The organism is Selenomonadales bacterium 4137-cl, from assembly GCA_032334055.1.
Classification (GTDB): domain Bacteria; phylum Bacillota; class Negativicutes; order Sporomusales; family UBA7701; genus Anaeroselena; species Anaeroselena agilis.
In genome coordinates this window covers 2,255,855-2,281,335 of sequence record JAUOZS010000001.1, presented here as the reverse complement: position 1 = coordinate 2,281,335, position 25,481 = coordinate 2,255,855, and the positions used below count along the sequence as shown (strand labels likewise).

At 62.0% G+C, this 25,481-nt stretch carries 23 protein-coding genes and 1 other annotated feature; of the genes, 18 read left to right on the top strand and 5 right to left on the bottom strand.

Annotated elements, in window-relative coordinates; all coding sequences use genetic code 11:
- The first annotated feature begins 54 nt into the window (after positions 1-54).
- Both Q4T40_12120 and Q4T40_12115 read left to right on the top strand, forming a co-directional pair.
- Complete coding sequence (locus Q4T40_12120; GenBank protein ID MDT8901992.1) at positions 55-1,518, top strand: 4-hydroxyphenylacetate 3-hydroxylase N-terminal domain-containing protein; 1,464 nt, start codon at positions 55-57, stop codon at positions 1,516-1,518.
- 47 nt (positions 1,519-1,565) lie between these two features.
- On the top strand, positions 1,566-2,705 hold the full coding sequence (locus tag Q4T40_12115) for an acyl-CoA dehydrogenase (GenBank protein ID MDT8901991.1): 1,140 nt from the start codon (positions 1,566-1,568) through the stop codon (positions 2,703-2,705).
- Between the two features lie 56 nt (positions 2,706-2,761).
- On the opposite strand, the gene Q4T40_12110 is transcribed toward Q4T40_12115, so the two are convergent.
- Positions 2,762-3,187, bottom strand: coding sequence for a MarR family transcriptional regulator (locus Q4T40_12110; GenBank protein MDT8901990.1), 426 nt, complete (start codon positions 3,185-3,187; stop codon positions 2,762-2,764).
- Positions 3,188-3,337: 150 nt separating this feature from the next.
- Between Q4T40_12110 and Q4T40_12105 the strand changes: the two genes are divergently transcribed.
- From Q4T40_12105 to Q4T40_12095, 3 genes are all read left to right on the top strand, one after another.
- Complete coding sequence (locus Q4T40_12105; protein MDT8901989.1) at positions 3,338-4,426, top strand: HD domain-containing protein; 1,089 nt, start codon at positions 3,338-3,340, stop codon at positions 4,424-4,426.
- 126 nt (positions 4,427-4,552) lie between these two features.
- A complete protein-coding gene (locus tag Q4T40_12100; protein MDT8901988.1) occupies positions 4,553-6,373 on the top strand; it encodes an MASE3 domain-containing protein in 1,821 nt (606 codons plus the stop codon).
- A gap of 84 nt (positions 6,374-6,457) precedes the next feature.
- Entirely contained in the window at positions 6,458-6,616 is a 159-nt protein-coding gene (locus tag Q4T40_12095) for a hypothetical protein (GenBank protein MDT8901987.1), read from the top strand.
- An 86-nt stretch (positions 6,617-6,702) separates the two neighbouring features.
- Here Q4T40_12095 and Q4T40_12090 read toward each other — a convergent pair whose 3' ends face one another.
- From Q4T40_12090 to Q4T40_12080, 3 genes are all read right to left on the bottom strand, one after another.
- Positions 6,703-7,164, bottom strand: a complete 462-nt coding sequence (locus tag Q4T40_12090) for a CBO0543 family protein (protein ID MDT8901986.1) — start codon at positions 7,162-7,164, stop codon at positions 6,703-6,705.
- On the bottom strand, positions 7,161-7,652 hold the full coding sequence (locus Q4T40_12085) for a CBO0543 family protein (protein MDT8901985.1): 492 nt from the start codon (positions 7,650-7,652) through the stop codon (positions 7,161-7,163). The genes Q4T40_12090 and Q4T40_12085 overlap by 4 nt, the downstream gene beginning before the upstream one ends.
- Positions 7,653-7,805: 153 nt before the next feature.
- Entirely contained in the window at positions 7,806-8,198 is a 393-nt protein-coding gene (locus Q4T40_12080) for a hypothetical protein (GenBank protein ID MDT8901984.1), read from the bottom strand.
- 134 nt (positions 8,199-8,332) lie between these two features.
- Positions 8,333-8,543: a binding site (T-box leader), on the top strand.
- A gap of 48 nt (positions 8,544-8,591) precedes the next feature.
- On the opposite strand from Q4T40_12080, the gene leuS reads away from it, so the two are divergent.
- The 6 genes from leuS (at position 8,592) to holA (ending at position 17,774) form a co-directional block, all read left to right on the top strand.
- Positions 8,592-11,078 carry a leucine--tRNA ligase gene (gene leuS / locus Q4T40_12075; protein MDT8901983.1) on the top strand — a complete coding sequence of 829 codons (2,487 nt, stop codon included), beginning with the start codon at positions 8,592-8,594 and terminating at the stop codon, positions 11,076-11,078.
- Between the two features lie 333 nt (positions 11,079-11,411).
- Positions 11,412-11,969: a ComEA family DNA-binding protein gene (locus tag Q4T40_12070; GenBank protein ID MDT8901982.1), complete on the top strand. Its 558-nt coding sequence runs from the start codon at positions 11,412-11,414 to the stop codon at positions 11,967-11,969.
- 136 nt (positions 11,970-12,105) lie between these two features.
- Entirely contained in the window at positions 12,106-14,463 is a 2,358-nt protein-coding gene (locus Q4T40_12065; protein MDT8901981.1) for a DNA internalization-related competence protein ComEC/Rec2, read from the top strand.
- A gap of 63 nt (positions 14,464-14,526) precedes the next feature.
- Positions 14,527-15,696: a serine protease gene (locus tag Q4T40_12060; GenBank protein MDT8901980.1), complete on the top strand. Its 1,170-nt coding sequence runs from the start codon at positions 14,527-14,529 to the stop codon at positions 15,694-15,696.
- Positions 15,697-15,716: 20 nt separating this feature from the next.
- A complete protein-coding gene (locus Q4T40_12055) occupies positions 15,717-16,628 on the top strand; it encodes a hypothetical protein (protein ID MDT8901979.1) in 912 nt (303 codons plus the stop codon).
- Between the two features lie 126 nt (positions 16,629-16,754).
- Positions 16,755-17,774 carry a DNA polymerase III subunit delta gene (holA, locus tag Q4T40_12050; GenBank protein ID MDT8901978.1) on the top strand — a complete coding sequence of 340 codons (1,020 nt, stop codon included), beginning with the start codon at positions 16,755-16,757 and terminating at the stop codon, positions 17,772-17,774.
- A gap of 100 nt (positions 17,775-17,874) precedes the next feature.
- Here the strand turns inward: holA and rpsT are convergent, their stop codons facing one another.
- The gene (rpsT, locus tag Q4T40_12045; protein MDT8901977.1) at positions 17,875-18,144 is read right to left on the bottom strand and encodes a 30S ribosomal protein S20; all 270 of its coding nucleotides are present in this window, start codon (positions 18,142-18,144) and stop codon (positions 17,875-17,877) included.
- On the opposite strand from rpsT, the gene Q4T40_12040 reads away from it, so the two are divergent.
- The 7 genes from Q4T40_12040 (at position 18,134) to hrcA (ending at position 25,453) form a co-directional block, all read left to right on the top strand.
- Positions 18,134-18,307: a hypothetical protein gene (locus Q4T40_12040; protein MDT8901976.1), complete on the top strand. Its 174-nt coding sequence runs from the start codon at positions 18,134-18,136 to the stop codon at positions 18,305-18,307. The two genes, rpsT and Q4T40_12040, sit on opposite strands and share 11 nt — an antisense overlap.
- A gap of 51 nt (positions 18,308-18,358) precedes the next feature.
- Positions 18,359-19,327, top strand: coding sequence for a GPR endopeptidase (gpr, locus tag Q4T40_12035; GenBank protein MDT8901975.1), 969 nt, complete (start codon positions 18,359-18,361; stop codon positions 19,325-19,327).
- A gap of 213 nt (positions 19,328-19,540) precedes the next feature.
- Positions 19,541-20,587 carry a stage II sporulation protein P gene (locus tag Q4T40_12030; GenBank protein MDT8901974.1) on the top strand — a complete coding sequence of 349 codons (1,047 nt, stop codon included), beginning with the start codon at positions 19,541-19,543 and terminating at the stop codon, positions 20,585-20,587.
- Between the two features lie 136 nt (positions 20,588-20,723).
- Positions 20,724-21,173, top strand: a complete 450-nt coding sequence (locus Q4T40_12025) for a hypothetical protein (protein MDT8901973.1) — start codon at positions 20,724-20,726, stop codon at positions 21,171-21,173.
- Positions 21,174-21,305: 132 nt separating this feature from the next.
- Positions 21,306-23,102 carry a translation elongation factor 4 gene (gene lepA, locus Q4T40_12020; protein MDT8901972.1) on the top strand — a complete coding sequence of 599 codons (1,797 nt, stop codon included), beginning with the start codon at positions 21,306-21,308 and terminating at the stop codon, positions 23,100-23,102.
- Between the two features lie 21 nt (positions 23,103-23,123).
- Positions 23,124-24,260, top strand: a complete 1,137-nt coding sequence (hemW, locus tag Q4T40_12015) for a radical SAM family heme chaperone HemW (GenBank protein MDT8901971.1) — start codon at positions 23,124-23,126, stop codon at positions 24,258-24,260.
- Between the two features lie 161 nt (positions 24,261-24,421).
- The gene (gene hrcA, locus Q4T40_12010) at positions 24,422-25,453 is read left to right on the top strand and encodes a heat-inducible transcriptional repressor HrcA (protein ID MDT8901970.1); all 1,032 of its coding nucleotides are present in this window, start codon (positions 24,422-24,424) and stop codon (positions 25,451-25,453) included.
- Positions 25,454-25,481 lie beyond the last annotated feature (28 nt).

Sequence of the window (25,481 nt, the reverse complement as noted above, 5' to 3'; positions counted from 1 at the left end):
CAGGCGGCAACCGGCGTAAGCGCCGGATGCAATAATTTAGGGAGAGTGAAGGATATGGCCTTGATGAACGGCGAGCAGTATCGGGAGTCCCTGAAAAAGATGCGCCCCAATATGTATAAGTGGGGGGAACTCATCGCGGACGTGACGACCCATCCCGCGACCCGGCTGCATGTCCAGTCGGTGGCGGATTCATACGACGCGGCGTTCGATCCGGAGAGAGCCCCCCTCTTTACAACCAAGTCGCCCCTGAGCGGGGAGACGGCCCACCGCTGGAATACGCTGATGAACAGCATGGAAGCGGTGTTGGGCAACTCGAAGATGAAGCGGGCCCAGTACCAGCGGACGGGGACTTGTCAGGGGGCTACCTGCGCCGGCTGGACGGGGATAAATGTGCTGTGGGCCGTCACCTACGAGATGGATAAGGAGCTTGGGACCAACTATCACGAGCGGGTCAAGAATTATTTCAAGCATGTTGAGGACAACGCTCTGGCGCTGGCGGGCGCGATCACCGACGCCAAGGGCAACCGGGCCCTCAAACCGTCCGAGCAGCCCAACAAGGATTCCAACCTCCATGTCAAGGAGATCCGCCCCGACGGCATCGTCATCCGCGGCTACAAGGCCCAGATCTGCGGCGTGGCGGCCTGCCACGAGATAATAGCCATGGCGGGCAGCGGCTACGGCGAGGCTGACAAGGATTTTTGCCTGGCGGTGGCGGTGCCCCGCGACGTTGCCGGGCTGACGATCGTCGAAACCCGCCGGCCTAGCGACGCCCGCGACGAGGAGGAGGGCTGGGATGCGCCGAAGGCTGGGAACATAACCCAGGCGTTCCTGTTCTTTGACGACGTGTTCGTGCCCAACGACCGTGTGTTCCTGTGCGGGGAGTTCAAGTACACCGGCAAGGCGATCGGCTATTTCACCGCCATCTATCGCGCGGCCATCGGCGCCTGCGTGGCCGGCCAGGGCGACATCATGTGCGGAGCGGCGATCAATATGGCCCGGGCGAACGGGCTGTCGCAGAAGGCCTTCCAGGATAAGCTCAATCAGATGGCGATCAACAACGAGATAACCTATTCGGTGGGCCTGGGGGCGATGCTGGCCGGCAAGGGCCATGCCTCGGGGCTGTGGATCCCGGATATGCTGCTGGCCCATGTCAACAAGACCCAGGTCGCCAAGCTGCCGTACGAGACGAAGGTCATCTGCCAGGACATCAGCGGCGGCGTGGCCGAGACCGGCTGTTTCCCGTCCTATCAGGACTGCCAGTCGCCGCTTTACGGCGCGGAGGTCCTCAAGGCGCTGGCGGCGGGCGCGGACGGCGAGACGCGGGCCAGGGCCGCGAGACTGGTGGAATGGCTGACGGTGGGCGGAGGCATCCCGGGCTGCATGCACGGCGGCGGCTCGCCCGACGGGGCCCGTATGGTGGTCCGCGCCATGGAGCCGTGGGAGAAGTTCGCCAAGGAAGCCAAGCGCATAGCCGGCATCACTGCGGAACTGGCCGACCCCGCCCCGGCGAAAAAGTAAACCGGGTCGGCGATATAAAAAACTAACTTACACAGGAGGACAATTCGATGAACTTTATCCTGACTCCGGAACAAGAAGACATCCGTAAGATGGTGCGCGAATTCGCGGCCAAAGCGGTGGCGCCGACGGCGGCCGAACGCGACGAGAAGGAGCTTTTCCCGCGGGAGATATTCGACCAGATGGGCGAGCTCGGTCTGCTAGGTTTGCCGTACCCGGAGGAGTACGGCGGCGCCGGCAGCGATTATGTGAGCTACGCCATTGCCGTGGAGGAAATTTCGCGGGTGTGCGCCTCGACCGGCATCGGGATGTCGGTCCATGTGTCGCTGTGCTCGGGGCCGATCATGCTTTACGGCACCGAGGAGCAGAAGCAGAAGTTCCTGCGCCCGCTGGCCGAAGGGAAGAAGCTGGGGGCGTTCGGCCTGACCGAGCCCAACGCCGGCACTGACGCGGCCAACGGCTCGAGTACGGCGGTCAAGGACGGCGACAGTTATATCCTGAATGGCACCAAGGTGTTCAACACCAACGGCGGCGAGGCCGAGATATACCTGTTCTTCGCCGCGACCGACAAGGCTCTCGGGCCCAAGGGGATGAGCTGCTTCATCGTCGAGAAGGGCACTCCGGGCTTCACCTTCGGCAAGAAGGAGGTCAAGATGGGCATCCGCTCGTCGGTGCAGCGCGAGCTGATTTTCGAGAATTGCCGCGTGCCGGCCGCCAACCTGCTGGGCAAGGAGGGCGACGGCTTCAAGATCGCGATGGGCGCTTTGGACAGCGGCCGCATCGGCGTGGCGGCGCAGGCGACCGGCCTTGCGCAGGGGGCGCTGGACGAGGCGATCAAGTATTCGAAGCAGCGTGTGCAGTTCGGCAAACCGATCTCGACCTTCCAGGCGATCAATTTTATGCTGGCCGATATGGCGACCAAGGTCGAGGCGGCGAGGCTGCTGACATACCAGGCGGCGTTCAAGCGGTCGAACGGTATGCCGTACGCCAAGGAGGCGGCGATGGCGAAGATGTTCGCGTCCGATGCGGCGATGGCGGTGACGACGGACGCGGTGCAGGTGTTCGGCGGCTACGGCTTCAGCCGCGAGTACCCGGTGGAGCGGATGATGCGCGACGCAAAGATCACGCAGATCTACGAGGGTACCAACCAGGCGCAGCGGATGGTCATCGCCGGCAATATCCTGCGGTAAGGATACGGGCAATGGAAAACCCCCGGATGTAATCCGGGGGTTTTGCTTTGCGATATTTACAGGGTGGCGAAGATACGTTCGAGGACTTTGCGGAAGGCGGCGATTTCCGCGGGGCTGCAGCCGCCGGTCATGGTTTCTTCGACATGGGCCATGGTTTTGCAGATGTTGGTCTCAAGGGCGCGGGCCTTGTCGGTGAGGAAGATGTTGTAGCAGCGGCGGTCTTCCGGCGTGGCGGCGCGGTAGACGAGCTCCAGTTTTTCGAGGCGGTCGATGAGGCCGGTGAGGGTGGAGTTGTCGAGGAAGATCTTTTTACCGAGTTCGGTTATGGCGATGCCGTCGCCCTTGTATAACGTATAGAGGAGCATCATCTGGCCGGGCGTTATGCCGAGGCTTTTTTCGTTGAGAAGCTTCTTGGTGAACAGATAATGCTTCTGCTCGGCTTTGGCCAGGAGGACGCAGGTGCTGTCGAAGATGTCAAGCATGGTTTCACCCCGTGTTCTTCTGCGTGTTGTTCTTTTCTAGTCTAGGGCAGCGACTGCCGGTTGTCAATAGCGAGATGCACACGGCCACGCACCTATGACGTCTAGTAAACATAATATATAAAGCGAGTATGGTTATAGGGGGATGTGGCCATGTACAACCGTACCTGGAAAAAACCTCTGACTATCGGCGTAATTATGATTATTGCCGTATGGGTCAACGATTTGTTCGTCGCGCTCGTGCGGTGGGAGGGATGCGGGGCGGGCGGGTATGCCATCCATCTGGCGGCCTTCGCCGGCATCGTCGCCTGCATCATATTCCTTCAGCAGCGGCTGGCGGCCGCGACCCACCGTCTGGAACTTTTTCGCCGCGCTTTCCGGGGAGTGCCGTGCGCGCTGCTCGTCGCCCGCGAAGGGGTGATCGAGGAGCTTTACGGCAGCGATGAGCTGCTCGAAGTCGCCGGGCTGACGGTGGGCAGCCAGCACCGGCCTGCGAGGGAGGCGGTGAAGGTGGAGGAGTTGAGTTTGCGGGACGGGGCGGCGAGGGTGGTCGAGCGGCGGGTCGTTTCGCTAACTGACTATGGCGCCGGCCACGCGGCCGAGTTTCTGTACGAGATCACCGGCTGCGTGCGGCGGGCCTGGACGCGCGAGGGCCAGTACGTCAGGATGCTGAAAATCCTCGTGAATATGTTCGAAATGAAGGATCCTTACAGCAACGGCCATTCGGACGCGGTTAGCAACCTGGCCCACGATCTGGCCCGGGCGATGGGGCTGACCGCGCGGGCGGTGGCGACGGTGACCAGGGCGGCGCTGCTGCACGATATCGGCAAGATCGTGATTCCGGCTGAGATACTCACCAAAGACGGCCCGCTCACGCCGGAAGAGCGCCGGCCGGTGCAGGCCCACGCCGCGGTGGGGGCGGATATCCTCGCCAGTTTCGAAATCTTCCGTGAGGAGGCGGATGTTGTCCGTCACCATCATGAGCGGTACGACGGCGCCGGTTATCCCGGCGGTCTGCGCGGCGAAGCGATCCCGCTAGGGGCGAGAATACTGGCGGTGGCTGACGCGTTCGACGCGATGACTTCGGGCCGCTCGGCCCGCGGGCGGCGGGACGCGGCGGCCGCGCTGGCGGTCATCGAGGCCGAGAAGGGCGGGCAGTTCGATCCGGCTGTGGCGGAGGCGTTCGTAGAGCTGGTCCGGGCCGGCCGGGCGGGGAAAGGGCAGGGGAAGGAGATGCGTTAGCGTCTCTTCCCCGAAGTTTTTAGCTGTTTTTCGTATTGCGTGAGAAGGATTATTTACGCAGTTAAATAAGTATTTAAAATGCGGTTAAATAAGTAGTTGAATGATGTCGGCTTTTGGAGGATACTCATGGGATTCTTGCCCCGCGCCGCGGAAGCGGGAAAGACCTGGGCGTACGCGCTGGCGGCGGGCGCGGCGCTGGCGGCGGGCGCCTTCGCCGGGACGGCGAACTTCCTGGCGTTTCATGTCGTCGCCGAAGGGATTACGATCGTCATCGCTTTTTCCATCGGCATTATCGTTTCTAATACATACCGCCACCTGAAGTGCGGCTTCACTCTCGTGATCGGTGTCGCGTACGCGTTCGCCGGCTGCTTCGACATCGCCCATACCTTGACTTATCCGGGGATGGCGGTGTTTCCCGGTGTTGGGGACAACCTGTCGACCGAGCTGTGGCTTATGGCCAGATGCCTAGACAGCAGCGGCATGCTGCTGGCGGGGGTGTCCATCGGGCGAAGGTGGAAGCCTTCTTTTGTTTTGGCCGGTTACGCCGCGGCGAGCGCGGCGGCCGTTCTGGCCCTGCGCGAGGGCGTCGTCCCGGTCGCGTTCGTGAACGGGCAGGGTGTGACGCACTTCAAGGTATATAGCGAATGGGTCGTCTGCGCGGTCCTGATTGCCGGCCTGCTCCTGATTTCGCGGCGGCGGGGATATTTCCGGCCGCGCGTGTACCGGCCTTTGCTGGCTTTTTTCCTTGCGTCCGTAGCCACCGAGTTGTCGCTGACGCTGTACAGGTTTGCCGGCGACTTCGTAAACGTGATCGGCCATCTTTTGAAGGTGGGGGCGTTCTTATTCCTGTACCGGGCGGTGGTGGCGACCAGCCTGCGGGAGCCGTACGAGCTGCTCAATGAGAAGGCGGACCTGCTGGCGGCGGCCAACCGGCGGCTGGCGGACATTCTGGAGAGCATCTCGGACGGCTTCTTCGCCCTCGACAACGACTGGCGGGTGATTTACGCCAATCCGGCAGCCGCTGCCCGGTTCGGTTTTCGGGGGCACGGCGCGCAGACGGGCCGGCGCATCTGGGACCTGTATGCCGATGTGCAGCCGTTTTACGATCAGTATCATAAGGCCAAACGGGAAAATGCCGCAGTCAGTTTTGAAGCGGTGTCTCCGGATACGGGCGGGCTGGTGGAGGTAAACGTGTATCCTTCTCCGGACGGTTTGTCCGTCTTTATCCGCGATATCGAGGAGAAGAAAAAATACGAGGCGGAGCTGGCGCGGCTGGACAGGCTCAACACCGTCGGCGAGCTGGCCGCCGGCATCGGCCACGAGATCAGGAATCCGCTGACGACTGTACGGGGCTATCTGCAACTTTTCCTTTCCAAAGAAAAATACGCCGAGCACCGCGAGCAGTTCGTGACGATGATCGAGGAGCTGGACAGGGCCAACGCGATCATTTCCGAGTATTTGTCGCTGGCGCGCACCAAGGCCGAGGCGCCCGGGGAGGGGGATCTCAACGGCGTGCTCAGGGCGCTGTACCCGCTGCTGCAGGCCGACGCCGTGCGCGCCGGGCATACGCTGGAGCTGGTGACGGGGGATATTTCCGCGATAAGGTTCGACGAGCGCGAGATACGGCAACTGGTGCTCAATCTGGCCCGCAACGGCCTGGAGGCGATGGAGGCGGGCGGTAAGCTGACGATCAGCACTTTCCGCGACGCGGACGGGGAGGTGCTGGCCGTGGCGGACTCGGGCGGCGGGATACCGCAGGAAGTGCTCGACAAGCTGGGGACGCCGTTCGTGACGACGAAGGAGCACGGAACGGGGCTGGGGCTTGCGGTGTGCTGCCGGATAGCCGCGAGGCACGGCGCGAAGTTGGAGGTCAGCACCTCGACGGCCGGGACGACTTTTTACCTGCGGTTCGGGCACAATGACTTCGCCGATCGCAGCATAGTATGACCGGGCAGCCGGGGAGCAGCGGTTGGGGATTTAAGGATGTGTTAAATAATTGTTAATTTATAAAGATTATCGTAGGTTTCGGCCATGAATGGCGGCACGCGCGAGGTCAGGGCGGAAACTCAGACCGTTTCGGCGGCCACCGAGGAACAGGCGGCTTCGGCCGAGGAGATCGCGGCCTCAAGCCAGACGTTGTCCCGGATGGCGGATGAGCTTCAGGCGGCGGTCAGGCAGTTCGTTATTTAAAAAGCGGGGCGGGTAGGCAACGAATGCCTACCCGCCCCGCTTTTACAAGGTTTGCCCATTCTTTGCGTGCGACCAGGATTTTGCTTTCACGGGCTGCGAAAAAACCAGGCTATGGTCTTTTGGGTCAGCCAAAAGATAAACATGACGCTGAATAAAGTCCAGTACCATTTCCAGCTTGTATATTGTATCAGCATGGTATGCCGCTCAAAAAGTACTTCGACGCCGGTGATAATCAGGCCAATACCGGTAAGATACGCCGTCTTTACAGGCGTCGACGCCTGCCACGGATAGTGATTGTTTACGTGGACGCACAGAACCGGCAAAAAAATATATTCGAATATGAAGCTGGTCCTGTTGACGTCGGCCAATTCCCGATGCGGATATTCCAACCACCCCAGTTCCACGACCGTCAGGCCGAGCAGCCAGGTGGGCAACTGCACGAACAGGAGGATGAACTGCAGTTCAAATAGTTTGTTGCGCGGTGTGAACGCTAGCGAGATCACGGAGATAACCACCGCCGCGGTCAGAATCGCATCTTCCACGCTCATTGCTGATTGCCTGCCCTCAGCCTGGCAAAATGGCTGAAGTACCAATCGGAGTAAATACGCAAGGCATAGAATAACGCTAACGTGATTAACCAAAGCCAATAACCCGAGAAATCGATATAATCCAATAAGGCGGTGTAGTGATGTACGGCGACATGCACCAGCGCTACCGCGCCCGTAACGGTAAGGGTAAACACCATCCGGACCAGGCGACCGGCGTGTAGCGGGTAATAAGTGTAATGCGCCGCAAACGCTGCCGGGACGAAAACGAACGCCATTATTAAGTTGCTGTCGGTGGCTGCGGGGAACAGCCTCACCGGACTAACTATACTACCTTTACAAACCAGCAGGATGGTCGTTGGCCAGCTTATTGCCTGGGCGGCCAGAAAGGCGAACAACGCTACCCGCGTCCCGCTTATTCTCGCGGCCGCCGCTAGCAGCAGAACGCTCATTAAAGCCAGCGCGTCGATTACCCAATATTCCCTGGTCACAATTCATTGCCCCCGTCAGACCGCATATACCTAGTGTTCCTCGTTAAGGATGCTACATACCGCCTTCACAGCCCCATACGCGGCAAACGTGCGGCTTGGCGCCCGACATCCGCTTTAAATGTAAAGGGATACCGTGACCGGTATCCCTTTTCTTTAAACTGTTTTCGCCCACTCTTCAAGCTTTGCCATGATTTCATCCCGAGTTACGCTTACGCTTTCGCCGTACCATTCCTGGCCGGTGTCGGCGTCGACCCAGGTTTCTTTGGCGGCGTAGGCGTGGGTGGGGAAGAGTTTTTCGCGGGCGGCGGCGCATACGCCGTCCAGCATGCTTTGTTTTACGGTTTTGCGGACGGTGGCGGATACCGTCCGCTCGGTTACTTCGACCCGGGGTCCCTCCTCGCCGGCGCCGATGTCGATGTGGCTGACGAGTTTGCCGCGGCGGGCGGCGGCGGCGACGGCTTCGCGCGCCAGGGTGGCCGCTTCCAGCCGGTCGAGGGCGTCGTCTTCGACCGTGACCCTGACGTTGCCGATGATAAGTTTATACATGGCTGCACCTCCTCACAGGGAATCTTATGTCGCGGCGGCGGAAAATAGAACAATCTCGCGGCGGGACGGCGGCGGCTGTTTCGCGGCCGCCGCCAAGTTGACTTTTTGCGCGGGGGTACTATATAATGGTATCTGTAAATCCCGCGAAGCAGACCAGTACGCCGTAGCCGCGGCTCCAGAAAGTTGGCGGACGATGCGAGCCAATCCCGGCCGGCCGAACTCGCTGCGGAGGAGCGGCTGTGAATTTGATGTAGCAGCCGACGCCGGACCGGCGTTAAGGGGTCGTAAGAGGACGGCGTCAGGCCGTCAATCAGGGTGGTACCGCGGGTGTTGCTCGTCCCTGGCTGCTTGCCGGGGTTTTTTTGGTTATTAGGCGATATGGGAGGACTGGCATTGAACGAAAGGTACATAGCAGGCGAAATCGAGGCCAAGTGGCAGAAGGTCTGGGCCGAGCAGAACGCGTTCGGCGCGGAGATCAACCGCCAGAAGCCGGAATACTATGTGTTGGAGATGTTCCCTTACCCGTCCGGCAAACTCCATATGGGCCATGTTCGCAATTATTCGATCGGCGATGTGTTTGCCAGGTTCAAGAAGATGCAAGGCTACAATGTCCTGCATCCGATGGGCTGGGACGCTTTCGGCATGCCGGCTGAGAATGCGGCGATCAAGAACGGCATTCATCCGGCGAAGTGGACGGCCGACAATATCGCCAATATGCGGCGCCAGCAGCAGGAGATGGGCCTTTCCTACGACTGGGAGCGCGAGGTGACGACCTGCAGTCCCGATTATTATAAGTGGACCGAGTGGCTGTTCCTGCTGTTTTACGATATGGGGCTGGCCTATAAGAAGAAGGCGGCCGTGAACTGGTGCACCGAGTGCAACACGGTGCTCGCCAACGAGCAGGTGGAGGACGGACGGTGCTGGCGGTGCGATTCGCCGGTGGTGAAGAAGGAGCTGGAGCAGTGGTTCCTGAGGATCACTCAGTATGCGGACAGGCTGCTGGCCGATCTGGCCGAGCTGAAGGGCTGGCCGGAGCGCGTGAAGGTGATGCAGGAGAACTGGATCGGCCGCAGCGTGGGCGCGGAGTTCAGCTTTGACGCGCCGGAGATCGGCGAGAAGATCGCCGTTTATACGACTCGCCATGATACGATTTTCGGGGTGACGTACGTGGTGCTGGCTCCCGAGCATCCTTTCGTGGCCCGGCTGACGGCCGGGAAGCCCGAGGAGGCGGCGGTGAGCGCGTTCGTGGAGCGGGTGCGCAATTTGAGCGAGATTAACCGCACTTCGACGGAGACGGAGAAGGAGGGCGTTTTCACCGGCGCGTACGCCGTGCATCCGATAACCGGCGAGCAGGTGCCAATCTGGGTGGCCAATTATGTGCTGCTGGAGTACGGCACGGGCGCGGTCATGGGCGTTCCGGCCCACGATCAGCGCGACTGGGAGTTTGCCAAAAAGTATGATCTGCCCATCCGCAAGGTTATTGCGCCGCAGGAGGGGCATGAGACCGATTTCGCGAAGTGGACGGCCGCATACGACGGGCCCGGGGTGATGGTCAATTCGGGCGAGTTCGACGGCCTGGACGGCGAGACCGGTAAGGAGAAGGTGGCCGATTGGCTGGAGAAGCACAAGGTCGGTAAGCGCCGCGTGACGTACCGCCTGCGCGACTGGCTGATTTCCCGTCAGCGGTACTGGGGCGCGCCGATTCCGATAATTTATTGCGACAAGTGCGGTACGGTGCCGGTGCCGAAGAAGGATTTGCCGGTGCTGCTGCCCGAGAATGTGCGCTTCGACGGCGGCGCGGTTTCGCCGCTGGCCGAGGTGGAGGAGTTCGTAAACTGTACCTGCCCGAAGTGCGGCGGCAAGGCCCGGCGGGAGACGGATACGATGGATACGTTCATCTGTTCGTCATGGTATTACTACCGCTTCACCGACGCGAAGAACGCCAACGAGCCGTTCGATTCGGCCAAGGCGAATTATTGGTCGCCGGTCGATCATTATATCGGCGGCATTGAGCACGCCATTCTGCATCTGCTGTATTCGCGGTTTTTCACCAAGGTGCTGAAGGACGCGGGGCTGCTGAATGTGAACGAGCCTTTCAAGAATTTGGTGACCCAGGGTATGGTCATCAAGGACGGCGCGAAGATGTCGAAGTCGAAGGGCAACGTGGTGTCGCCGGAGGAGATCATCGCCAAGTACGGCGCCGATACTGCCCGCTTGTTCATCCTGTTCGCCGCTCCGCCCGAGCGGGATTTGGAGTGGAGCGACCAGGGGGTGGAGGGGGCGTCCCGGTTCCTGGCCAGGCTGTGGCGGATCGTCGGCCATTACGCGCCGATGGTGAAGGCCGCCGAGAAGGGCTACGATCCCGGTACGCTCGCCAAGGAGGAGCGGGAGCTCAGGCGGGTGCTGCACGCGACGATCAAGAAGGTGACCGACGATGTGGGCGGCAGGTTCAATTTCAACACCGCCATCAGCGCGGTTATGGAACTTGTCAACGCGATGTATCTGTTCCGCGAGCAGGTCGCCCAGCCCAACCCCGGCCTGATCCGCGAGACGGTGTCCGCACTTTTGAAGCTGCTGGCTCCGTTCGCGCCGCATATCACCGAGGAACTGTGGAGCGAGACGATCGCCGAGGGCAGCGTGCATCAGCAGGTTTGGCCGTCGTACGACGCCGAGGCGATCAAGGTCGAGGAATGCGAGGTCGTTCTGCAGATCAACGGCAAGGTGCGCGATAAGATCGTCGTGCCGGTGGGGCTGAATGCCAAGGAGCTGGAGGCGAAGGCCTTCGAGCAGGAGCGGGTCAAGACGCTGACCGCCGGTAAGCAGGTGGTGAAGGTTGTCTGCGTGCCGCAGAAGCTTGTGAATATCGTGGTTAAGGATTAGAAAAGCAGACAGGAGCCGGTCCGATAGGGCCGGCTCTCACTATGATAATTCAAGGTTGCCTAGAAAGCCCTAGATGCAAGGCGCACCGGATAAGCAGACACACAACGCTTTAGCGTTGATGTGATCGCTTATACCCGAAAGGGTGCGAGCGCGCGGCGCCGCGTACCCGATACGTACGCAAGCAAGCGCTCTGAGGAGCAACGACGCAGATGGGGTTTTATCGGCAACCGACGTCGGTCCGATAGGGCCGGTTCTGTTTTTTTGACGGCCTATGTAGGAACAAGGGATGTCGTGGCGAATAATATAGCGAGTATATCCGGGGGAGGGACGGATTTGAACGCTCTGAGGCGGCGCTGGCTGATTATCCTGGCTTTGGCGGCGGTAATCGTGGCCGGGAGTTTCTATGACCAGTGGCGGAAATTCGTCGTGCCGGAGAAGACGGCGAGCGTGGTGCCGGCGAACCAGTCCCCGGCGGCCCGCGACAGCCGCCCGGTGGTTTATGTGACAGGCGCGGTGGCCAAGCCGGGCGTGTACAAGGTCGGGCAGGAGAGCCGGGTGATCGATGTGATCAACGCCGCCGGCGGCCTGGCGCACGGCGCGGACGCCAACAAGATCAACCTGGCCCAGGCGGTCGGGGACGGGATGCAGATCCATGTGCCGATCAGCGGCGTGCCGAACGCGTCCGCGGCAGAGGGGTCCGGACGGGTGAGCATCAACGCGGCCGACAAGGCGGCGTTGGAGAAGCTGCCCGGCATCGGCGCCGTCCTGGCCGGCCGCATCGTGGATTACCGCAAGGCCCACGGGCCTTTTCGCGATATAGCGGAGCTCAAGAAGGTGAACGGGATCGGTGAGAGCAAGTTCAGGCAGCTCAAGGATAAAATAAGCCTGTAGCCGGGCGGTGTGTGCGGCACGCAGGGGAGATGAAGAGCCGTTTTGCGGCTCTTTTGCCATTTTTGGAGGATTTTGCCGAAGTTGGCGGAAATATGGAATGAGATGCCTGACAACGATTGACGGGTGGCGAATTGCTATGTTTGCTATTCTCCCGCTGCTGGCGGTGGCTTTTGCCGGCGGCGTGTGGCTGGCGACCGCGGTGAGTGTCGCGGCCGGGGTACTGGGCGCGCTGGCGGCCGGGCTGCTGCTTGTCGCTCTGGCGCAGGTGCGGCGGGGGGCGCGGACGGTGGCGGTGACCGCCGCGGCGCTGTTTTTCGTTGCCGGTATGCTTCGCTATGGCGGGGCGGAGGTGATTTCGCCTTACGATGTGAGCCGGTTCGCCGGGCGGACGGTTACGCTGCATGGGGCGGTGGACGGGCTGCCCCGGTGGGCGGATGTGGACCACGAAACGGTAATAGTGAGGTATGTAGTGGCCGCAGCGGCGGTGGACGTCGGACAGGGAGGCTTGGAGCCGGTAGCGGGCAAAGTGGTCGTGAGTTTCCGCCAGCCGCGCCGGGCGGCTGTGGCCGCTTACGGCGACAGGGTGAGCGTGCGCGGCCGGGTGGATATTCTGCGCGGCTACAATAATCCCGGGCAGGCGGATGTGGCTGCGGTTTATCGCCTGGAAGGCGTGACCGCCCGCATGACAGCCCGGGCGGGGGATTTCCGCGCCGCACCTGGCGGTGATAGCTCTCCTATGGCCATGGTGGCGGGCTGGCGGCAGATGATGACGGAGTTTATCCGCGCGACGGTTGCCGCGGATGACGCGGCGGTGATAAGCGGCGTGCTGTTCGGCGGCTATGCGGGCATTAAACGCGAGGTGGTGCGGGATTTCGCCGCGACCGGCCTCGTGCACATCCTGTCGGTTTCCGGCGCGCATATCGCGCTGGTGGCGGGCGCGGTGCTTTGGGCGGGGGCGCGGCTCGGGCTGCGGCGGGCAAAGACCGCCGGCCTCGCGGCGGCAGCAGTGATCGTTTACGCGCTGCTGGCCGGGCTGACACCGCCGGTGCTGCGGTCGGCGGTGATGGGGCTGGCGGCGCTGGCGGCGGTGGTGCTGGGACGGGACCGGGACACCTTGCAGGCGCTGGCGCTGGCGGCCCTCGGCATGCTGGCCTGGCAGCCGGCTCTGTTGTTCGATATTAGTTTTCAGTTATCCTTCGGGGCGGCTCTCGGGCTGGTGCTTCTATACCCGCCGACCGCCGCGGCCCTGTCTTTCCTGCCGCCATGGCTGGCCGGCCCGCTGGCGGCGACGGCCGCCGCCCAGCTTGGCGTTGTGCCGTTGCTGCTCTGGTATTTCAGCAGCCTTCCGCCGGCCTCGTTTGTCGCCAATATCGTCATTTTACCGGTCATCGAGGCGGTCGTGGTCGCCGGGTTACTGGCCGTGCTGGCGGCGCCCCTTTTGCCGTTGGTGGGCAAGCTGCTGCTGGTGTTTTGCGCCCAGTTGGTGGGCGTGGCTGTAAAGCTGGCGGCCTGGCTGTCGGCCGTACCGGGAGCGACGCTCCATTTCCCGGCAATGGGGGTGGCGGCGGGGACGGCATATTATTTTGTTCTGGCGTGGGCGTACGGTCTGCTGCCGCGCCTGCCGGGACCGGCGGCCATTGTCCGGCGCTGGCCGCGGCGTGCCGCCGCCGTGCTCGCCCTTTTTATCGTTGTTTATTTCGGTTATGCGAATTATCCCCGGCCGCTTGCCGTTCATTTCATCGACGTCGGCCAGGGCGACGCGACGCTGATCGTGACGCCCCACCGCCGCGCCGTGCTGATTGACGCGGGCGGCGGCCGGGAGTTCGGCGGCTTTGACGTGGGCGAGCGGGTGGTGGTGCCGTATCTGCGCCATTACGGCGTGACGGCGCTCGATTATCTCGTGCTGACGCACGGCCACCAGGATCATGCCGGCGGCGCGGCCGCCGTTGTCGCCGCTTTGCCGGTGCGCACTGTGCTGGTGCCGCAGGACGAGCCCGCGGCCCCGGTGCGGGCGGTGCTCAGGGTTACCGGCGGCCGGGGCGTGGTGCCTGCTTATGCCGGGCAGAGTATCCTCCTCGACGACGTTTCTATTCGCGTCGTGCAGGCTCCGGGAGAGGGGCGGGTCGGGCGAGGGGAGGAGTCGACGGTGGTGCTGGTGGAGTATGGCCGCCACCGGTTTCTCGTGACCGGCGACCTGGGCGGCCGGGAGGAACATATGCTGGCCGGCCGCGTACCGGGCGCGGGCGGCGTACTGAAGGTCAGCCACCACGGGGCGAGGTCGGCGACGACGCCCGAGCTGCTGGCGGCTTTCCAGCCTGACTATGCGGTTATTTCCGCCGGTCACGCCAACCGCTTCGGGCATCCGCATCCCGAGGCGCTGCAGCGTCTGGCGGCGCGGGGGGTGGCCGTCTATCGCACCGACCGCGACGGCGCGGTGGTTTTCCGCAGCGACGGCAGGGAACTTACGGTGGAGACTTGCCGGGGCGGGCAATAGAGGATTTTGGCAGTAAAGCGACTAATAATGAAATATATGTCGATTGTTCCAGGGGGTTGGGCGATGGTTGCGGCGACGAAGGGGAAGAGAATAATCCTGTGTTTGCTGCTGGCGGCGCTGCTGATGGCGTTCGCGTCGCCGGCGGCTGCCGAGGCCGACCTCGCCCAACTGGTGAAGGATGTCGAACCGGCGGTGCTGTTTATCGTCATGTACGACCGGGATGGCGATCAGTATGGTCTCGGCAGCGGTTTCTTCATCAGCCCGGAGGGCGAGTTCCTGACCAACCGCCATGTGCTGAAGGACGCTTTTTCGGCGGTGGCGGTGTCGCCGAGCGGCCGGAAATACCCGGTGACGAAGGTTGTCGCCATCCACCCCGAGGCCGACATCGTCAAGGCGACGGTCGGCAATGTGATCGAGCCGGTGCCGTTTCTAAGGATCAGCCGGGATGAGGTCGTCAAGGGGCAACGGATATTTGTGTTCGGTAATCCGAAGGGGCTGAGTTTTACGGTGTCGGACGGCATCGTTTCCGGGTTCCGGAAGATCGGGAGCTTCGGCGAGGTTTTCCAGATGACGGCGCCGATCTCGCCCGGCTCGAGCGGCGGACCGGTGGTCAATGCCGCCGGCGAGGTTGTCGGCGTTTCGGTGGGCCACCGGGCGGAAGGCCAGAACCTGAATTTTGCCGTGCGGGCTAAAGCCATCGATGAAATGGTGACGCCGAGCGGCGGGCCGCTGGTGCTGAATCCGCCGGGCGACGGGCAGAAGCGGAAGGTGCCCGGCCAGCCCCCCAAGCGCCCGACCGAGGACCCTAAACGGTACATGTTCGTCGCTTCATACCCGGAGTACGACACTTATATTGATCTGAGCACGCTGATGCTTGTCCACAACAAGGACACTGACAAGTACCGGGTCGAGTTCTGGGTGAAGAGCTCCTATAAGCCGGCCGGCAAGGCGAGGATGATCGAGACGCAGGCGAAGCAGGGCCGGGGCGAGAAATTTTTCAACTTCAGCGCGACGCTAACCCATATAAGGTTCACTCCGGATGCGGGCAAGTTCTCCCTCCTGCGGCTTATTCATTACGACGACCGGGGCAAGATAATCGAAGCGGTCGATTTTAAGGGGCTGCCGCTGCGGGAGGAGACGCCGCCGCCGGGGTCGCTGATCGAGAAGGCGATCGGTTTGGCGGTGTGGATAATCAAGGAGTATCCCGAGGCGGTCAGTATTGTCGAGGAGTAGGCGGCAAGGGAGGCGGGATCATGAGGGGCGCGGCGACGAGGCTGGCGGCTGCTGTTGCCGTTTGCGCGGCGCTGCTGGCCGGGCCGTCCCCGGCGGCGGCGGAGTACCAGTTGGTGGGATTTATCAGCCAGCACCACGTTTACATGGATACCGACAGCCTGCAGTATTGCATCGACCCGCAGGGGAACCGGCCGTATTACGATGTCTGGACGAAGAACGTTTACAGCGAGGAAGGCCGGGAGGAGATGATCAGGAAGGTCAAGGCTCTGGGCTATTACAGCCCGGAGTGGGAGGAGCTGCGCTATTCGCTGGTGCATAAGTATTTTCGCCTGGACAAGGCCAGCTATAAGATTGTCGGCGTCGTGGCGATGACTAAGGACGACCGCATCCTGGAGCTCGGCGAGGCTCCCCCGGAGAGGATTCCCTGGGAGGCCATCGTGCCCAAGACGGTGGATGACGATATTTACAAGCGGATCAAGCTGTACGAGGCCGCGTACCAGGAGACGATGGTGGAGCGGTCGCTGCGCGACCGTTACAAGGTGATCGGCAACAATATCAGGATGACGGCGTCGGTGGATACCGCCAACGCGAGGTTTTTCCGCGACCCCTACAGCGGTAAGGTGTATGCCGAGGTCTGGCTGCGCCTCGACCTGAGCGGGGAGGAGGCGGCCGCGATGCGGGCCGCCCGCAAAGAGCAGGGGCGCCCGCTGCGGGGCTGGGAGCATCTCGGCTACATAATAGACAAGGGTTATTACGATTTCGCCCAAAACCGCATGCAGCACTACGGCATGTATTCTTATACCCGCCAGGGGGCGCTGCTGGAAAGGCTCGAGGATAAGGAGGAGAACCGCACCGACTGGCAGCAGCCCATCCCCGAATCCTGGGGCGAGTATCTATTTGTTCAGGTAAAGAAGTTTATGACCGGCGAGTGACCGGCAAAGCGGGTAACGGCAAGGCGGCGGGCTGTGGGGCCGGCCGCCTTTTGCGCCGGCAAAATGAAGGGTATCGCCGCCGGGCCGCCGAAATACTGATGGTAGTTCTAGCGAGGCAGGTGCGGCATGGATTATAACGAGGCGATGGCGGAAATAAAGAAGGGCCGGGTGCGGCCGGTGTATCTCATCCACGGCGAGGAGACCTACCTGGCCCGCCGCCTGGAGAAGGCGGTGACGGAGGCGTTGCTGCCGCCGGAGGAGCGCGACATGAGCCTGGCGGTGCTGGACCGCGACCCGCCGCCGGCCGAGCTGGCCAATCTCATCGAGACGGTGCCTTTCATGGGCGGCAAGAACGTGATCGTCATCCGCGGCACCAACCTGTTCCGCTCTTCGAAAAGCGAGGAAGGGGAGGGCGGCGGGGACGAGCGGCTGCTTAAGCTGCTGGAGGCGATGCCCGATTACAGCCACGTCGTTTTCATGACAGCCGACACGGCCGACAAGCGGCGCAAGCTCTATAAGTGCGTGGAGCGCTGCGGCGCTGCGGTGGACGTCAGCCCGCTGAAGGCGAAGGATATCCGCCCATGGCTTACCGCCAAGCTGGCCGAGCTCGGCCGCAGGCTGGCCCCCGACGCGGCCGAGGAACTGCTGGCGGCGTTCAGCATGATGCCGCAGCTTTCCCTGGGGTTGCTCGACAATGAGCTGGACAAGATCGCCCTGTACGCGCGCGGGCAGACGATAACCCGCCAGGATGTGCTGGCGGCCATGTCGGCGGTGCCGGAGGTGTCGGTGTTCGCGATGATCGACGCGGTGAGCCAGAAGCAGGCCGGCAAGGCGCTGAAGCTGTTGGCCGAGCAGCTGGCCGCCGGGGAGAACGCCCTCCGGCTGCTGGCGCTGTTGACCCGCCAGGTGAGGATGCTGTGGCGGGGCAAGGAGCTGGCCGACGGCGGGGCGGGCAGCCGCGAGGTGGCCGCGGAGCTGGGGGTGCCGCCGTTCGTGGGTGAGAAACTGCTGCGCCAGGGACGGGGCTTTACGGCTGCGGCGCTGCGGCGGACGCTGGTGTCCCTGGCTGAGGCCGACCGGGACCTGAAGAACGGCCGGGCGGACAAGTATGTGTTGGAGCGGATCGTTATCGAGATGTGCCGTTAACTGCTGCTGGTTAAGCCATGCCCGAAAGCCGCAAGCGATTTTATCAACGGCCTGGGTACATAAAAAACGCCTGTCCGGTGGACAGGCGTTTTCGTGCTTGTTATTTGCTTTCGATGGCGTTGATTTTCTTCGCCAGACGGGATTTTTTCCGCGCGGCGGCATTTTTATGAATAACGCCTTTGGCGGCCGCTTTGTCAATCACGCTGCTTGCTTTGGTCAGGAGGGCCTTGGCGTCGTCGGCTTGTCCGGCCGTGACCGTGTCAGCCACTTTACGGGTGGCGGTTTTCACCGCTGATTTGACGGAGAAATTCTGGGCACGCCGGGAAGCGTCGGTTTTAACGCTGCGTTCCGAAGATTTGATGTTCGGCAAGTGGTTCACCTCCTTTGACCTCTTTACCCAAATTATTTTAGCACGTCAAGTCGTAAAAAGCAAGCAACTCTTTCCACAGGAAAGCCGCGCGGATTTTTCGCCGCTGGAAAAGAAGCGCGACGATTTGACAGGCAGCCGAATATGGGCCGAAAAACCCGGTTAAGATAGTTTCGGCTAAACACGCGAATTTATGCTTAGGACAGGAGTGACGGCCATGAACGAGTACGGCACCCCGCGCACCGACCTGGCGCTGGAGGCGCGGGAAGCGCTGACCCGCAGGACGCGGGAGGACATCCCGGGGGTTATGGTGGAGACCGCCGAGGATGAGGAGATTCTGATCACAAGGGTGAATATCGCCACCCCGGAGGCCGAGCGGATGATGGGCAAGCTGCAGGGCAGCTACGTGACCATCGAGGCCCGGGGTCTGCGAGAGAAGAACACGCCCCTGCAGGATAAGGTGATGAAGTATCTGGCCGACGAGCTGGTGAGTCTGGCCAAATTGCCGCCGAAGGCCGTCGTTCTGGTGGTGGGGCTGGGGAACTGGAATATAACCCCCGATGCTTTGGGGCCGCGGGCGGTGGATAAAATCGTCGTGACCCGCCATCTCCAGGGGATGCTTACGCCGGAGCTGAAGGGCGGCGTGCGTTCGGTATGCGCGATCGCGCCCGGCGTGCTGGGGATAACGGGGATGGAAACGGCGGAGATCGTCCATGGGATCGTGAGCAAGATCGGTCCCGACCTGGTCATCGCCGTCGATGCGCTGGCCGCCGCGTCGAGCCACCGGGTCATCACCACCGTCCAACTGGCCGATACGGGCATAAGCCCCGGTTCGGGCGTCGGCAATAAGCGGTTCGGGCTAAATAAGCAGTCGCTCGGGGTACCGGTTATCGCCGTCGGCGTACCGACCGTCGTCCATGCCTCGACGATTGCCATGGATACCATCAACACGCTGCAGCAGCACGCGGCGTTCGCGCGTTATTTCAAGAGCATGGAGAACCTGAGCGACCAGGACCGCAATATGATCGTGCGTCAGGTGCTGCCGGAGACGCTCGGCGATCTGATGGTGACGCCGAAGGAAGTTGACCGTCTGATCGAGGATATCGCCAGCGTCGTCGCCGGGGGCATCAACCAGGCAATGCATCCCAACATCGACTACGAGAACATCCATATGTATCTGCACTAGCCGCAAAAGAATCCGGACTGCCGGAAGCCGGCGTAAAGGCCCGGATGCAAGGCGCTCCGACAAGCGCGCCGCGTGCTCCGAACACGCATGCAAGCGCTGCAAGGGGCGACACAGCAGCTGGACTTTTAGGCCGGCTTCCCTGGCATAAAGGCCGCAAGCCCAAGCATATACATGGTATGTAAACAATACCATTTGTACATGCTGGAGGCGGCGATGGTAACTAGACGGGAACGCAAGCAACGCGAGAAGAGGAAATTGTGGCTGATCGCCGCGGCGGCGGTCGTAATCGCCGCCATGTTTTCGGGTGTTTACTGCATCGTGTTCGCTCAGGGGGCGACGGATGGCGGCGATTCCGGGCAGGGGGGCAAAGTGCCCGGCTTCCTCGTGCCGTGGCGGGACATCCTGTCGTCCGGCATCCCCGGTTTCGGCGCGGGTGACGGCGTTTCGCCGGTCAAGGTGAGGCCGGTGGTTACCGTGCAGTCGTTCATCCGCAAGGTGATTCTGTTCGTTACCGGGGTCGATATCAAGGATATGCGGTCGCTGCTGCGGGCGGAGATACCCTTGATGGGTCTTTTCAAACCCGGAACGCCGGCCGTAAGCGCCATTACCTTGCCCAATTTTCCCAAGTTCGAATTCAAGGGGGTCACCCCGGACGGCAAACCGCTGGTGGGCATTTATCACACCCATACCGCCGAGTCTTTCGTTCCGTCTTGCGGGGCGTCCCACAAGCCGGGCGGTCAGCGGGGCGAGATCGTCGAGGTCGGCGCGGCCCTGCAAAAGCGGTTGGCTCAGCATGGCATCGCGGCGGTACACAGCAGGAATATCCACGATTTTCCGAGCTTCATGAAGGCTTACGGTCCTTCGGAGAAAACGGTGCGGAAGATGCTGGCCGATTACCCGTCTATCCAGATGGTGTTCGACATCCACCGCGACGCCGAAAAGCGGGATAATGTGACGGTGACCGTCAACGGTGTGGCGATGGCCCGTATCGCGCTGGTGGTGGGCATGGGACAGCAGGACCTGGTGCAGCCGCACTGGCAGCAGAATCATGCGTTCGCCAAGCTGATCGACGCCAGGCTGAACCAGCATTTCCCCGGTCTGTCCCGCGGCATCCAGCTGGTGGATTGGCGCTATAATCAGCATCTGCATCCGCGGGCGCTGCTTATTGAGGTGGGCAGCCAGGAGAGCAGCAAGGAGGAGGCGATCCGCAGCATCGAGCTGTTGGGCGATGTGGTGGCGGAGATTTTGTCTGAGTCGTAAGGGCGGCACCGGAAACACCGGACGGACGTTGGGGATGGCGGACGCGAAGCCGCAACAACGCAGATGGGGCTTTATCAACGGTCTCTATGTATAAGGATACGAACCTGGCTGGATAATACAGGCAGGAGGTGTCTTCATGCTTCTCGGACTGTCGGCGGCGGATGCGCGAACGATAAGCCGCGGCATACTTATTCTCGTTTTCGCCATCGCCGCCGGCGTGGTTGTGGCGGACAACCAGCTCAATCGCCTGACGGCCAGGCACGAGTTCGGCCAGGCGCTTAATGTCCGCCGGGAGGCATCCGGCTACTACCGGGCGTACGTTTTGGGCCAGAGCTGGGGGGTAAGGGCGGTTTATCCGGTGGGGTCGATAAGCGCCAACGGCGATTCTCTCTCTCTTGAGGTAGCCGGACGGAGGCTGACGGTGCCGACGGTTGTCCGGGTGGAGCTCGACCGCGCCGTTTACTGGTTGGTGGTCTGGCGCGGGCAGTTCGTGGCCGCGGCCGTAAGGACGAAGCGGGAACTGGCCGGCTATTGGGGGGAACTGCGGCCGCTCGTGCGCGAGCTTATGGATGCCGTTAAGCGATAGGGGGTGGCTTGCGGGGCAAATGGGCAGATGCTATAATTATATATCAGCCGTTGATAAAGCCCCAACTGCACCGCATCTGGGGCTTTATCAACGGCCGGGAATAATGCGATCATCAGAAAGGTAGAACGCTTCATGGCCACGGCCCATATCCGCAATTTCTGCATCATCGCCCATATCGACCATGGCAAGTCGACTCTCGCCGACCGTTTGCTGGAGTTTACGGGGACGCTATCCGCCCGCGAGATGTCCGACCAGGTGCTGGACCAGATGGAGTTGGAGCGCGAGCGCGGCATCACCATCAAGGCGCAGGCGGTGAGGCTGGAGTACACCGCCCGTGATGGCGAAAAGTATATGCTTAACCTCATCGACACCCCCGGGCACGTCGATTTTACGTACGAGGTGTCCCGCAGCCTCGCGGCCTGCGAGGGGGCGCTGCTGGTCGTCGACGCCGCCCAGGGCATTGAGGCGCAGACGCTGGCCAACGTTTATCTGGCTCTTGAGCATGACCTGGAGATAATCCCGGTAATCAACAAGATCGATCTGCCGAGCGCCGATCCCGACAAGGTGAAGCACGAGATTGAGGAGGTCATCGGCCTCGACGCGTCGGACGCCGTGCTGGTCAGCGCCAAGACGGGCGCGGGTATCGCGGATGTCCTCGAGGCGATCGTCAATAAGGTGCCGCCGCCCGCCGGCGATGCGGGAGCGACGCTTAAGGCGCTGATTTTCGATTCGCGCTTCGACTCGTACAAGGGAGTTATTGTTTATGTACGGGTGATGGAGGGGCGCATCGTCCCCGGCATGAAGATTAAGATGATGGCCACCGATAAAGCTTTCGAGGTCGATGAGGTTGGCATCTTCCGTCCTTACCCGGCCAAGGTTGATTCTCTCGAGCCCGGGCATGTCGGCTTCCTGGCCGCCAGCATCAAGAATGTGAAGGATACGCGGGTGGGCGACACCGTGACCGATGCCGCCAGGCCAGCTGCCGCGCCGCTGCCGGGCTACCGCAAGGTGACGCCGATGGTGTACTGCGGCCTGTACCCGGTGGAGACGTCGGATTACGATAATCTGCGCGACGCGTTGGAGAAGCTACAGCTCAACGACGCTTCCCTGGTGTTCGAGCCGGAGACGTCGGTGGCTTTAGGCTTCGGTTTCCGCTGCGGTTTTCTGGGACTGCTGCATATGGACATTGTCAAGGAGCGGCTGGAGCGGGAATACAATCTGGCGCTGATAACCACCGCGCCCAACGTCATTTACAAGGTCTTCAAGACGGACGGCGAGGTGTTCGAGATCGAGAATCCCTCGAAGATGCCGGTGCCGCAGGAGATCGACCATATCGAGGAGCCGTATGTGAAGGCGACGATCATCGTGCCCAACGATTTTGTCGGCAGCGTGATGGAGCTTTCCCAGGAGAAGCGCGGCGATTACAAGGATATGAAGTATCTGGACCCCACCAGGGTAATGATAACTTACGAGCTGCCGCTCAGCGAGATTATTTATGACTATTTCGACCGCCTGAAGTCGTCGACCCGCGGTTATGCGTCGCTCGATTACGAGCTTGTCGGCTATAAGGAGTCGAGTCTGGTGAAGCTGGATATCATGCTCAACGGCGAGGTCGTCGACGCGCTGAGCGCCATCGTCCACCGCGACCGGTCGACCCAGCGCGGCCGTCAGCTTGTGGAGAAGCTGCGCGGCATCATCCCCCGCCAGATGTTCGAAATCCCCATTCAGGCCGCAATCGGCAATAAGGTTATTGCCCGGGAAACGGTGCGGGCGATGCGCAAGGATGTGCTGGCCAAGTGCTACGGCGGCGACATCACCCGTAAGCGCAAGCTGCTGGAAAAGCAGAAGGAAGGCAAGAAGCGCATGAAGCAGGTGGGGAGCGTGGAGCTGCCGCAGGAGGCGTTCATGGCCGTTTTGAAGATGGATTAAAGCCTCGGGGAGAGTCGGCAAATGAGCATCGGTCTTTACATCCATATCCCGTTTTGCCAACAGAAATGCCTGTACTGCGACTTTCCTTCCGTTGCCGGAAGAGAGGACCTTTACGCAGCTTATACAGCCGCCTTGTGCCGGGAGATCGCCGGCAAGGGCGGCCTTTTGTCGGTTTGTACGGTCGATACGGTGTATATCGGCGGCGGCACGCCGACGGTGCTGCCGGCCGGGTGCCTGGAGGAGCTCGGCCGCTGCCTGCGGGCGAACGTCGCGGTGGCCGCCGGCGCCGAGTTCACTTTCGAGGCAAACCCCGGCACGCTGGATGGCGACAAGCTGGCCGTACTGCGGGCGAACGGCGCCAACCGGGTCAGCCTGGGCGTGCAGGCGTTCGACGATGGCGTGCTGGCGGCGGCCGGGCGCATCCATACCGCCGCCCAGGCGGCGGAGGCGGTGGCGGCGGTCAGAAAGGCCGGTTTTGGGAGGATAAGCATCGACCTGATGTACGGCCTGCCGGGGCAAACGGCGGCGGGGTTCCGCGCCGGGTTGGAGCAGGCGGCGGCTTTGCCGGTGGAGCATGTTTCGGTTTACGGCCTGAAGGTGGAGGAGGGGACGCCGTTCGCCCGTCTGGCGGCGGAAGGGCGCCTGGTGCTACCTGACGAGGCGGAGGATGAGGCGATGTACGACCTGGCGGCGAGCTTTCTGCCGGCGCGGGGCTTCGCCCGCTACGAGATTTCGAACTACGCCCGGCCGGGGGCGGAGTGCCGCCATAATCTCAGGTACTGGCGCTATGAGCCGTATATCGGCGTGGGGGCGGCCGCCCATTCCTTCTGGCAGGGGGAGCGGCTGGCGAATACCGCCGATGTGCAAGAGTATATCGCCAGGGCGCTGGCCGGCGAGTCGCCGCTGGCCAGCCGCGAGCGGCCGGAGGCGGCGGTGGCGATGGCGGAATACGCCTTTCTGGCTCTGCGGACGGCGGCCGGCGTTTCCTACGAAGATTTCGCGGCCCGCTTCGGCCGCGAGTTTCCGCGGCTTTACGGCGCGGCGGCGGACAAGCTGGCGCGGCAGGGGTTGGTGACGGCCGGGGAGGGTAGCCTCCGCCTCACGGAAAAGGGCCAGAAGTTCGGCAATATAGTGTTCGCCGCCTTTCTCCCCGATTAAGCTGCGAAAAGTTGCCCCGCGGGGCGGGAAAGAGCGCTAATAATCTTGACATTGACGGGCGGGAATGGTATTTTTTTAGTAGGTGTTAGCACTCTATCAAGAGGAGTGCTAACAATGACCGGGAAAGATCGTTTTTTTACGGCACGAGGGAGGGGTGGCCGATGCTTGACGAACGCAAACGCAAGATTCTCCAGACCATTGTAGACGATTATGTCAGCACCGCAGAGCCGGTCGGGTCGCGGACGCTTGCCCGCAAGTACTCGCTCGGCCTCAGTCCGGCGACGATCCGCAACGAGATGTCCGATCTCGAGGTATTGGGCTTCCTGGAGCAGCCGCACACTTCGGCGGGCCGCATCCCGTCGCCGCGCGGTTACCGTTTCTATGTCGACTGTCTGCTGGAGCAGCCGAAAATATCGGAGCATGATGTGGGCCTGATCACCAACTGGTACGAGTCGCGGGTGCGCAGCATCGAGGAGGTTTTCCAGGAGACGGCCAAGATCATTTCCCGCATGACCCGCAGCGTTTCGCTGGTTACCGCGCCGCAGTTTTCCCAGGCGCTGTTCAAGTACCTCCAGTTCCTGCCGCTGGACGAGCGGCGGGCGATCGTGGTGGTGGTGACTGACGCCGGTTTCGTGGAGAACAAGGTCATCGACATTCCCGAGGGCACTTCCTTCCCCGATCTCCAGCAGATCGCGGCCAGCATCAACGAGCGGCTGGCGGGCCTGAGCTTCGACCAGATAAAGCAGTCGCTGCTCAGGGAGATCAGGAACGATATTTTAAAAAATCCGGCGCTGTTCGAGACGGCGCTGGCGATCCTCCGCCAGGCGCTGGCCGTCGAGCGGAACGAGAAGGTCTACCTTGGCGGTACGACTCAGCTTCTGGCTCAGCCGGAGTTCCGCGATGTGGAGAAGATCCGCGGCCTGCTTTCCATGCTGGAGGAGGAAAAGCTGCTGGCCGATATCCTCCATATGCAGGACGGGGAGGGCGTCGTCGTGACCATCGGCCAGGAGAACAAGTACAGCGGCATCCAGAACTGCAGCATGGTGCAGGCCACCTACCGCATCGAGGGCCAGGTGATCGGCACGCTGGCCGTGCTCGGTCCCACCCGCATGGAATACGGGAAGACCATGGCCGTGCTGGAGTTTATGCACCGCCACCTCGGCGAGACGCTGAAGAAGTTCAAGGTTTACTGACCGCCGGCGACCGGGCAGTCCCACCTGG

Excerpts from the sequence above, each read along its gene's own strand:
- holA (MDT8901978.1), top strand. The coding sequence starts at position 16,755 with ATGGATTATAACGAGGCGATGGCGGAAATAAAGAAGGGCCGGGTGCGG.
- Q4T40_12025 (MDT8901973.1), top strand. The coding sequence starts at position 20,724 with ATGCTTCTCGGACTGTCGGCGGCGGATGCGCGAACGATAAGCCGCGGC.
- hrcA (MDT8901970.1), top strand. The coding sequence starts at position 24,422 with ATGCTTGACGAACGCAAACGCAAGATTCTCCAGACCATTGTAGACGAT.
- Q4T40_12120 (MDT8901992.1), top strand. The coding sequence starts at position 55 with ATGGCCTTGATGAACGGCGAGCAGTATCGGGAGTCCCTGAAAAAGATG.
- Q4T40_12115 (MDT8901991.1), top strand. The coding sequence starts at position 1,566 with ATGAACTTTATCCTGACTCCGGAACAAGAAGACATCCGTAAGATGGTG.
- Q4T40_12030 (MDT8901974.1), top strand. The coding sequence starts at position 19,541 with ATGGTAACTAGACGGGAACGCAAGCAACGCGAGAAGAGGAAATTGTGG.
- Q4T40_12080 (MDT8901984.1), bottom strand. The coding sequence starts at position 8,198 with ATGTATAAACTTATCATCGGCAACGTCAGGGTCACGGTCGAAGACGAC.
- Q4T40_12090 (MDT8901986.1), bottom strand. The coding sequence starts at position 7,164 with ATGAGCGTGGAAGATGCGATTCTGACCGCGGCGGTGGTTATCTCCGTG.
- Q4T40_12060 (MDT8901980.1), top strand. The coding sequence starts at position 14,527 with ATGGTTGCGGCGACGAAGGGGAAGAGAATAATCCTGTGTTTGCTGCTG.
- Q4T40_12065 (MDT8901981.1), top strand. The coding sequence starts at position 12,106 with ATGTTTGCTATTCTCCCGCTGCTGGCGGTGGCTTTTGCCGGCGGCGTG.
- Q4T40_12055 (MDT8901979.1), top strand. The coding sequence starts at position 15,717 with ATGAGGGGCGCGGCGACGAGGCTGGCGGCTGCTGTTGCCGTTTGCGCG.
- Q4T40_12110 (MDT8901990.1), bottom strand. The coding sequence starts at position 3,187 with ATGCTTGACATCTTCGACAGCACCTGCGTCCTCCTGGCCAAAGCCGAG.
- Q4T40_12040 (MDT8901976.1), top strand. The coding sequence starts at position 18,134 with ATGTTCGGCAAGTGGTTCACCTCCTTTGACCTCTTTACCCAAATTATT.
- lepA (MDT8901972.1), top strand. The coding sequence starts at position 21,306 with ATGGCCACGGCCCATATCCGCAATTTCTGCATCATCGCCCATATCGAC.
- Q4T40_12095 (MDT8901987.1), top strand. The coding sequence starts at position 6,458 with ATGAATGGCGGCACGCGCGAGGTCAGGGCGGAAACTCAGACCGTTTCG.
- hemW (MDT8901971.1), top strand. The coding sequence starts at position 23,124 with ATGAGCATCGGTCTTTACATCCATATCCCGTTTTGCCAACAGAAATGC.
- Q4T40_12100 (MDT8901988.1), top strand. The coding sequence starts at position 4,553 with ATGGGATTCTTGCCCCGCGCCGCGGAAGCGGGAAAGACCTGGGCGTAC.
- Q4T40_12105 (MDT8901989.1), top strand. The coding sequence starts at position 3,338 with ATGTACAACCGTACCTGGAAAAAACCTCTGACTATCGGCGTAATTATG.
- gpr (MDT8901975.1), top strand. The coding sequence starts at position 18,359 with ATGAACGAGTACGGCACCCCGCGCACCGACCTGGCGCTGGAGGCGCGG.